This window comes from Nitratireductor sp. GCM10026969 (assembly GCF_042660605.1).
GTDB lineage: Bacteria > Pseudomonadota > Alphaproteobacteria > Rhizobiales > Rhizobiaceae > Chelativorans.
On record NZ_JBHSUM010000159.1, the window covers coordinates 1 to 9188 of the forward strand.

Annotated in this window: 8 protein-coding genes; 4 read left to right on the forward strand and 4 right to left on the reverse strand. The window is 66.2% G+C overall.

Annotation, left to right across the window (positions count from 1 at the left end; translation table 11 throughout):
* On the reverse strand, window positions 1–4426 hold a 4426-nt coding region (locus tag ACFP9U_RS21210; protein ID WP_378624510.1), incomplete at its 3' end, for a hypothetical protein.
* Window positions 4427–4674: 248 nt separating this feature from the next.
* Here ACFP9U_RS21210 and ACFP9U_RS21215 point away from each other — a divergent pair.
* Both ACFP9U_RS21215 and ACFP9U_RS21220 read left to right on the forward strand, forming a co-directional pair.
* Complete coding sequence (locus ACFP9U_RS21215; protein ID WP_378624513.1) at window positions 4675–5040, forward strand: Hpt domain-containing protein; 366 nt, start codon at window positions 4675–4677, stop codon at window positions 5038–5040.
* Window positions 5041–5128: 88 nt separating this feature from the next.
* Window positions 5129–5449: a 2Fe-2S iron-sulfur cluster-binding protein gene (locus ACFP9U_RS21220; protein WP_322450824.1), complete on the forward strand. Its 321-nt coding sequence runs from the start codon at window positions 5129–5131 to the stop codon at window positions 5447–5449.
* A gap of 1 nt (window position 5450) precedes the next feature.
* Here the strand turns inward: ACFP9U_RS21220 and ACFP9U_RS21225 are convergent, their stop codons facing one another.
* Entirely contained in the window at window positions 5451–6062 is a 612-nt protein-coding gene (locus ACFP9U_RS21225) for a DUF922 domain-containing Zn-dependent protease (protein WP_378624515.1), read from the reverse strand.
* Window positions 6063–6208: 146 nt separating this feature from the next.
* Between ACFP9U_RS21225 and folP the strand changes: the two genes are divergently transcribed.
* Both folP and folK read left to right on the forward strand, forming a co-directional pair.
* On the forward strand, window positions 6209–7051 hold the full coding sequence (gene folP / locus ACFP9U_RS21230; RefSeq protein ID WP_378624518.1) for a dihydropteroate synthase: 843 nt from the start codon (window positions 6209–6211) through the stop codon (window positions 7049–7051).
* The gene (folK, locus tag ACFP9U_RS21235; RefSeq protein WP_378624520.1) at window positions 7051–7569 is read left to right on the forward strand and encodes a 2-amino-4-hydroxy-6-hydroxymethyldihydropteridine diphosphokinase; all 519 of its coding nucleotides are present in this window, start codon (window positions 7051–7053) and stop codon (window positions 7567–7569) included. Before folP ends, folK begins: the two co-directional genes overlap by 1 nt.
* A 54-nt stretch (window positions 7570–7623) precedes the next feature.
* On the opposite strand, the gene ACFP9U_RS21240 is transcribed toward folK, so the two are convergent.
* Together ACFP9U_RS21240 and ACFP9U_RS21245 are read right to left on the reverse strand one after the other, a co-directional pair.
* Window positions 7624–8169, reverse strand: coding sequence for a hypothetical protein (locus tag ACFP9U_RS21240; RefSeq protein WP_378624521.1), 546 nt, complete (start codon window positions 8167–8169; stop codon window positions 7624–7626).
* Between the two features lie 135 nt (window positions 8170–8304).
* Window positions 8305–9188, reverse strand: an 884-nt coding sequence (locus ACFP9U_RS21245; protein ID WP_378624524.1) for a YcjF family protein, incomplete at its 5' end; no start/stop codon positions are given.

Sequence of the window (9188 nt, forward strand, 5' to 3'; positions counted from 1 at the left end):
CGCCGGCAGGCGCGGGGCGTTCCATCACGCGCGGGGCGGCCGCGGCTTGCACGGCGGTGGGGGCTGCCGGTGCTGTTGCATTGCGTGCCGGCTCCGGCGCGGGGGAAGGGGCGGAGCCGACGTCGTGCAGGCGTCCCGATTTCGCGACGATGTCGGAAAGCTCCTTGAGCGCGTTGATCTGCTCGGTGATGGCGCGCCGCATGGCCGAGGTCGACTGCTTCGCCTCCTGCGGCAGTTCCACGATGCCCCGCTGCATGTCGGCACGGGTCTCCTCGAGCTCGGTGCGGATTTCCATGGCCGTCCGACGAATGTCGTCCGTGGCCCCGGCGAAGCGGCTGGTGGCCGCTTCCAGCACCTGATTGATCGCCTCCCGGATGGTCTCGGCCGACTTGCGCGTGCGTCCCTCGGCCGTATCCAGCAGCCCGTCGACCAGGCCCTCGAACGACTTCATGGTCGTTTCGATCTTTTGCGACTTCTCGACAAGGCCGTTCGCCAGGGTCTCGAGCGCTTGCTGACGGCCTTCAAGGGTCGAGCCCAGGCCGCTTTGCGCCTGCTCGAGCAGGTTCGAGGCGCTTTCCAGCACGCGGCTGTGGTCCTCGAAACGGCTGGCGATGGCGGAAATCTCCCGCAAGGTCCGCTCCGAAAAGTCCGAAAGGCGGCCCGAATTCGCGTTGATGAGGCTTGCGGAGTTGGCGAAGGTCTCGGCTGCCTTCTCCGCGCTCTGGGCGAATTCACGCGTGGTGCTGGTGAGCCTTTCGTCGACGCTCGACAGGTTCTGCGATGCCGATTCCACGAGTTCGCCTAGCTTCTCGCCGGAGGCGTTCAGGCGCGCCAGGAGGTCGTCCACCTTGCCGGAGAGGTTGGTACGGGCGTGCTCGATCGCGTTCAACGTCTCGGTGGTGCGGCTGGCCAGCGCGTTGACGAGTGCGGCGTTCTCCTGCTGCAGGCGCTCGGTCGTGCGCTGGGTGACGGCCTCGATGCTCTGCTGCAATTCTCCGCCGCTGGCTTCGAACCGCTCCACGAGCGGACGCGCCGTTTCGTCGAGAACGCGGGCGATCTCGGCGCTGCGCCCGGCCAGCATGGCGTTGAACTCCTTGGTGCGCTCCTCCAGCGTGCGCACGGTCTCGCCCGTGCGCCTGGAAATGTGCTCGTTCACGGCGGCGAAGGTCTGGCCGATAGTGTCGGCGGTGGACACCAGGTCGGCCTGGGTGCGCGAGAGTTGTTCGCCGACATGGTTCGCCGCCTGCTCGGCGCTTTGTTTCAACCGCTCCTCGGCATCGCCGATGCCCGCGCTGAGGGTCGTCTGCGTGCGCCCGAGACTTTCATCGATGCGCTTTTCGACCTCCGACATGCTGTTGACGAAGGTAGAGGCGGTGGAACCTGCGGTCGCCTTCAGGCGGTTTTCGATCTCAGCCAGCCTTTCGGCCATGGCCGCGGCGCGGGCGTCCAGCTCGGCCGAGGTCTGGTGCGTGCGGGCGATGATGCGCTGGTCGACCTCGTCGAAGGTCTGCGACAGGCCCGCGGCACGCTGCGCCAGGGTTTCGGCGGACTCCCGCGTCCGCGCGGCGATGCGCTCGTCGACACCCTCGAAGGTGCGCGCCACCGTTTCGGCCCGGCTCTCGAGAACTTGCGCGGTTTCGGAAATGCGGGCGGCGACCCGCCCGTCGATGTCCGCGAAATGCTGGCCGAAGGCGTCGGTCTGTTCAGCGATGCGCCGTGCCGCGCCTTCGAAAGTGCGGTCGATCCGGTCGGCCTGCTCGCCGAGCTGGCCGGCGGCGCTGTCGACGCGTGCGGCGATCCGCTGATCGACCCCGTCGAGCACCCTGGCCGTCTCGTCGCCGAGTGCGGCGGTGGCTTCCGTGACCTTCTCGCGCAGGGCGCCGGCCACCACGACTGCGCTGTTTTCCAGCGTCTGGCGGACATTGTCGACGCCGACCGTCAGCGCCTTCTCCATGGTCTGCGTGCGCTCCTCGATCACGCCGATCTGCTGGTTGAAGGCGGCGTTGACCTGGTCGACATCGGCACGAATGGCATCGGTGAGCGTTTCGCGCTGCTCGGCGATCCGGGCGATGTCATGTTCCAGAGCCGAGGAGAAACTGCTGCGCGTCTCGGAGAACTTCTCGATCTGGCCGGCGATGCGAGCCTCGAACCCGTTGCGGGTCTCTTCCAGCTTGCGCAGATCCGCATCGAGCAGCCCCTGGAGACGCTCCTGGCTCTGCGTGACGGCCTCGACCTGCCGTCCCACGGCCTCGTCGATGCGCCCCTGCACGGCGTCGAACTTGCCGAGATCGGCATCGAGCCGTGCGCTCAAGCGCGCCTGACCGTCTTCCAGGAGCCGTCCGAATTCCTCGCCCTTGGATTCGAGCATCAACGACGTCGAGGCAACGAGGCCGGAAAGGTCGTTGTCGATTGCGTTCCTGCCCGCCTCGACGGCCGCGGAGACGTCGTCGCGGCCGCTCGCAAAGGTGTCGGCGATCTCTCGCGCACGCTCCACGAGCGATTCGTTAATGCCGCGGGCACGGGCTTCGAGCGCCGCATCGAGCTTCTGCATGCCCGTGTCGAGCGCTTCCGCACGAGTCGAGAACTCGGCGATAAGCGACTGTCCGCGCTGGGAAAGCGCATTGTCGAGCTGGCTCAGGCGGGAATCGAACTCGGCATTGAGCTTGTGCGATGCCTCGCCCAGGGAATTGACCAGGCCGGACACGCGGCCGTCGAAGAGCTCGCCCAGCGAGCGGGTGGCGTCCTCAGTGCGTTCACCGAGGGCGGCGATGCGCTGGTCAAGCAGGCCGGCGATGCCTTCGCCGGATTCGGTGACGCGCTGCGACAACATCTGGGCGCGCTGCTCGAAGGTCTCGGTGATGGCCGCGCTCGAATGGTTCATGCGCTCGACCAACTGTTCAGTCGAGCCGTCGAGGGCGGTAATGCGCTCGTCCAGCGCCTGCGTTACCGCATTGCCGGAATGCGTTATGCGGCCGGCGACGTCGCCCGCGCGCTGTTCGATGGCCTGGGTGATCGTTCCGGTCGATCCGTCGACACGCTCCACGAAACGGTCGGTCGCGCTGCCCAGCGAGGCAACACGCTCGTCGAGCAGCCGCGCCACCGAGTCGCCCGAGGTCGTAATCCGCTGCGCAAGGTCCTGCGTGCGCTGATCGATGGCCTGCGAGACCGTGCCGGTGGACTCGTCCATGCGCTGGATGAAGTTCTCCGCCGAGGTGGTGAGGGAGGAGACGCGCTGGTCGAGCAGTCCGGCGAGGTTGTCGCCGGCCGAGGTGATGTGCTTCGACAGCGTGTCGGTGCGCTCGTCCATCGCCAGGTAGATGGATTCACCCGTGGCGTTGATGCGCTCGACCAGATTGTTGCCCGACTGGCCGAGGGACTCGGTGAGCCTTTGCGACGCGCCGTCGACACTGAGACGGATCTGTTCGCCGGCGGCGTCCAGCTCTTCCTTCAGTATTTCGTGGGCGCCGGTGATCGAGGCGCGCACGCGTTCGGCGTGGCTGACAATACCTTCGCGCTCGCTGCCCAGACTGTCGACCAGAAGGCGGATGCGCGACTCGTTCTCCGAATAGGCGCGCTCCAGCTCGTTGACCTCCGTGTGCACCAGTGTCTCGAGCTCGACGGCGCGCGCCAGGGTGCGCTCGATGCCGTCGCCCATGGCCTGCACTTCCCGGCGCACGGCCTGGCCGACCATCATCACCCGATCCTGGGCAAGGTTTTCCGGCTCGGCCAGCCGGAAGGCCATCTCCGCCATCTCCTGGGCGGCGATCCGCATTTCCTGGGCCCGGCGGATCATCACCGCGAAGCCCCAGAACAGCATGACCGGGACGAGGGCGCCGACGGCAAGCGCGATGGCGTGGGGTGCGGCCAGCAGGCCCTCGGGCGAGCGGATCTGCCACAATGCCGGCCCATAGAGCAGATGGCCGATCATGATTGCGCCGGCGATCCAGAGCACCGACAGGACGGCGGCGGCCCAATAGATGGTGCGTGAGGGTTGCCGGTCGAACTTGCGCGCGGTGTAGCGGATCTCGCGCTGCTGGTCGTCGTTGGCCGGTGCCAGGATGAAGGGGGTGGAGCTCGAAGGTCCAGGCTCGGCGGGACGCAGCTTTTCGGTGCGTGCCCCGGAGGGTGCTTCCTCGGCAGCCGCCGCGTCTGCCCCGGCCGAGGCTTCCTCCGCCTTCGGCTCGTCCTCCGCGTGGCCGTTCATCCCGTCGTCGAGGCTGCTGTCGTCCGCATCGTCGTCGCGCCCTTCGCGCGCCAGCTCTTCCGCGGCGAGCGAGATCTGCGCCTCCAGGTCCTCCATCGAGGCGGCTACATCCAGATCGCCGTCGGCGTTCTGGAATTCGGCCGCATCGAGCTCGAGTGCCTCCTCGAGTTCCCGCGCGAAATCATCCTGCGGTGCCTTCTTTGTTGTTATATTTTGCGCCATACGCCGTCACCCTGTACTCTTTGGGCCGTTCCGAAACGGATCCTCGCGGCCCTTTTGCACCCACATTGCGCCGATCCGTATCGTACTGACACAGGGTTGTGATGAAAATACGTTCTGGCGGCGATACCCAAAAGTTTAAACATAAGGTTAACGATAGTCTGGTCGAATTGCGGGCATTCAGGTTTCGCTGTTAACGCAATATGCACGCGCGGGTCCCTAGGCCTCGTGCGTTCGATCTTGGGGGCGTCATGCATAAGGGGCAGCACAATAAAGGTCGGCAGGTCGGGGAGCCACCGATCGATCTTACGCATCTGAGCCGACAGACTCTCGGTGACACGGTGCTGGAGCGGGAAGTGCTCGGGCTGTTCGTCGAGCAGGCGGTCACCGTTCGCGATGCATTGTCGAATTCGGACACCCAGTCACGCCGGCAGCTCGCCCACAGCCTGGTGGGCTCGGCGCGGGCCGTCGGGGCCTTCGCGCTGGCCAACTGCGCGGCCGCGGTAGAGGAGGCGCCGTTTTCCCCCTCGCTCAGCGAGCGCCTCGGCGAACTGGTGGAGGAGGTGCGGCTGTTCGTGCACGATCGATTCGAGCCGCCGGACCCCCGCAGCGGTTGACACCTCGGGTGCAGTCATTATGTCGAGCCTCGATGGCTGCCGGCCGCAACGCCGGTGCGATGACACTCCCTTCGGACCCACTCAATATATGACCAAGCTCACCTACATCGCTTTCGACGGCTCTCGCTTTGAGGTGGAAGCCGAGAACGGTTCCACCGTGATGGAAAACGCCATCCGCAACGGCGTGCCGGGCATCGAGGCCGAATGCGGCGGTGCCTGTGCCTGCGCCACCTGCCACGTCTATGTGGACGAGGCATGGACGGATGTCGTCGGGCCGCCGGAGGCAATGGAGGAGGACATGCTGGACTTCGCCTACGAGCCGCGGCCCAATTCGCGCCTGTCCTGCCAGATCCGGGTACGCGACGAGCTCGACGGGCTGGTTGTCGAGGTGCCGGAGCGGCAGGGCTAGCTCAAGGCTGCAGCCGGCCGGCTTCGATCTGCTCCAGCCGGTAGCGTAGAAGGCGCAGGATGCGGCTTTCGAAGTTGATCGCCTCGATGCGGTCGAACCGGTCCTGGGCGGCATCGTGCTCGGCCAGCATGCGCGCCGTCGTTGCTTCCGCCTTGCGCGCCAGGGCCTCGCAGCTTGTCATACGGCCCAGATTCTTCAGCGCGTCTTCGAGGCGGCGCGCATGGGTCTTGGCGATGCTGAGATGGCTTTCCTCGTGGCGCTTGATGTCGCGGGAGAGCGTGTCCCAGATGAGCCGCACCTCCCGCTCCGCCCGCCGCCGGTCGCGCCATTTGGGCAATAACACCTTGGCTTCCACGCTGACGCGGGCATCGGCGACGTGGCAGTACCCGTCGCCCTCGGCATAGTCGATCCGGGTGGTGAATTCCATGCTCGTGGCGCCGGGGTGTCTCTGACCGGTGCTTTCCAGGCGGGGTCCGCGCTCCCGCAATTGCCGCTCGATTTCCGTCAGGGTCATGCCGCCCACGGGAAAATAGCTGTAAGTGCGCGACAGGCTGGCGGCGGATGCCGGCACGGCGATCGATAAAGCCAGAAGAACGCAAACAGCAGCACGCATCGCGAGCCTCCCGCCGATGACATTGCTGCAAGGCGAGGAGGGACGCAAGGCAAAGCTACGCCAAAGGAGCCGGGACCGGAAATGTCGATTGATTTCGCTCGCGGTGCGTCCCACAACTCGGATCGGCAACATACGGGACGAGGATGATGGAAACACCGCGCCAATGGAAACTCGCCCATGGGCGCTCGCTCGAACTGGGAGCCGAGGCGCACATCATGGGCATTCTCAACGTTACGCCCGACAGCTTCTCCGACGGCGGGCGCCATGCGGCGGTCGATAGCGCGCTGGCGCGCGCGCGCGCCATGCTGGAGGAAGGGGCCACCATCATCGACGTGGGCGGCGAGTCGACGCGCCCCGGGGCGACGCCGGTCGAGCCGTCGGAAGAGCAGAAGCGGGTGCTGCCCGTCATAGAGAAACTGGCGGAAGAGGACGGGATGATCCTGTCCATCGACACCTACCACGCGGAGACGGCGCGGTTGGCGGTTGCCGCCGGGGCGCACATCGTTAATGACGTCTGGGGCCTGCAGAAGGACACGCGCATCGCCGCCCTTGCCGCCGAAACCGGTGCGGGACTGGTGATCATGCACAACGGGCGCGAACGGGAGAAGCTGCCCGAAGTCATCGCCGACCAGTTCCATTTCCTGCGCCGTTCGCTGGATATCGCCCGCGAGGCGGGCGTGCCCGACGCGCAGATCGTGCTCGATCCGGGTTTCGGCTTCGCCAAGGACACGGACGAGAATTTCCGGATCATGGGGCGCTTTGGCGAATTGGCCGGGCTCGGGTTTCCGCTCGCCGTCGGCACCTCGCGCAAGCGCTTCGTCGGCGCGCTGACCAATCGCGACCGGGACGAACGCGCCGTGGGCACCGCCGCCACCAGCGCGCTGTTGCGGTTGAAGGGCGCATCGATCTTTCGCGTGCACGACATTCCCGAGAACCTGGACGCGCTGCGCATCGCCGATGCCGTGCTGACCGCTGAGGCGGACACGTGATGGTTGCCGCGCGAAACCGCGCCTTTCTGGGGCTCGGCGGCAATATCGGTGATCCCGCCAGAGCCATGGCGGCTGCGCTGCGCGAACTCGACGCTTCCGCCGAAACGAGGGTGGTGGGGGTCTCCGCGCTTTACCGGACGCCGCCATGGGGCAAGCGCGACCAGCCCGATTTCCTGAATGCGGTAGCGGCGGTCGAGACCGGCTTGCGGCCGCGCGATTTGCTGACATTCTGCCTGGACATCGAACGCGAACTGAAGCGCGAGCGGCGCGAACGCTGGGGACCGCGCCCGATCGACATCGATATTCTCTTCTTCGGAGACGAGCGTGTCGCGGAAGAGGGCCTGGAAATCCCCCATCCGCGCATGCTGGAGCGGGCTTTCGTGCTGGTGCCGCTGGCCGAGATCGCCCCCGGTCTCGTGGTGGACGGACGCACCGTCGCCGAGCATCTGGAGCGGATCGACGCCTCGGGAATCGACAGGATCACCCCGGACAGCGGTTGGTGGCTGGAAAAGGGTTGAGCAATTCCGGGAAGGTGACGTCGGCGTTCCGCCCGGAATTGCGCAAATCAGACGCTATTCGGTTGCCAGCGCGCCCACGGCCTGCGTGTCGAGCCGCTTCAGCGTCATGCCGATGACCGGCACCAGTTCCTCCTCCACATGGACGGAAATGGTTATGTTCATCGTTTCCTTGTCGGTCAGTTGGGCACGCATGGCGCCGGTCAGTTCGTTGCGGTGGATGCCGAAGACGGCGTATTTGCCGTTCACCGATCCGCTGACCACATCGAGGCCCTTGCCCTTTGCGCCGTCGAGGAAGGTGCCGCGATAGCCCGAACGCGCACGCTCCACCCGCGCCGACATGTCCTGGTTGAAGACGCCGACACGGCAGCCGCCGTCGAGCGCCATGCCGATCGCATCCCGTGGGGTCGAGCCGGCGAAGGTGCAAACGAACTTCGTGCCCTTGTACTTGCCGGCGACGATTTCACCGGGCCCGGACCATTGGCCCTCGACCTGCTTGAAAAAGCGCTGGTCGCGCTCGGAGGCTGCGGCTGGTTCCTGCGCGGTAACGGCCAGCGCAGCGGCAAACGGCAGGAGAGCAAGCAGGCGCGAAGCTGACGACATGGGAACCCGGACAAACTGCTGACGTGGACGATCCCGCCCAGCATGAGGAATTTTGGTTAACGCTTTATCACCGGGCGATGCCGAGCCGGGCACCGCCCGCGCGAAGATGCGGCAATCGGGCCGGCCGGACAAGCCTCATTTGTGTTTCTTCGCCGCTGTTTCTTCGTTTTTTGAGGCGAATTGGGTCAGCGCCTTCAGGAAGTCGCCCATGCCGGGGCGCTCCACGGCACGGAAGGCGAGGGGGCGGATGGTGGCCATGGCGGCAATCCCGATTCGCGCCGTCAGCATGCCGTTGACGATGCCTTCGCCGAGCCGTGCCGAAAGCCGCGCGGCAATGCCGTGGCCGACGATCTGCTGGACAAGCGAATCACCCATGGCCATCGAGCCGGTTACCGCCAGATGGGCCAGCACACCTCGTGACAGGCGCAGGAAACCCAGAAAGCCGGGCCGTCCGCAATAAAGTTCGGAAAGCCGGCGCAAAAGCCGCGCCGCCTCGAACAGGACATAAGCCACGTCGACCAGCGCGCGCGGGCTGACCGCCGTCACCATCGAAACGCGCTTGGCCGCGTCGAGCACGAGCTTCTGGGCGCGGGCGTCGATCGGGGAGAGCAGCTCCTTCTCGGCAATGCGCAGAAGGTCTCGGCCGTCGATGATCTCGCCTTCGAGTTCCTTGAGCGCGCGCCGCCCCGCTGCCGTTTCGGCGTGGCTGGACAGAAGATTTGTGAGATCGGTCACGACCCTCTGCGCTGCACGCGTTTCGTCGCTTTCATACGCCTCGTCCGCGCGCCGTCGGATCTTCTCCACCGAGGCAAGACGGGAAAGGGCGACGGTCTCGCGGGCGAGGATCGCAAGAAATGCGAAGAATGCGACGAGCGCCAGCCCCGCCGCAACCCAGCCCAGCCAGTCGGCGCGGGCGAAGAGGCCGCGGATCAGCTGATCGGTCCACAGGCCCACCGCCAGCGAGACGAGGAGGGCAAGGGCTGCAAAGAAGATCGTGCCGAGGCGCGAGCGGCGCCGAG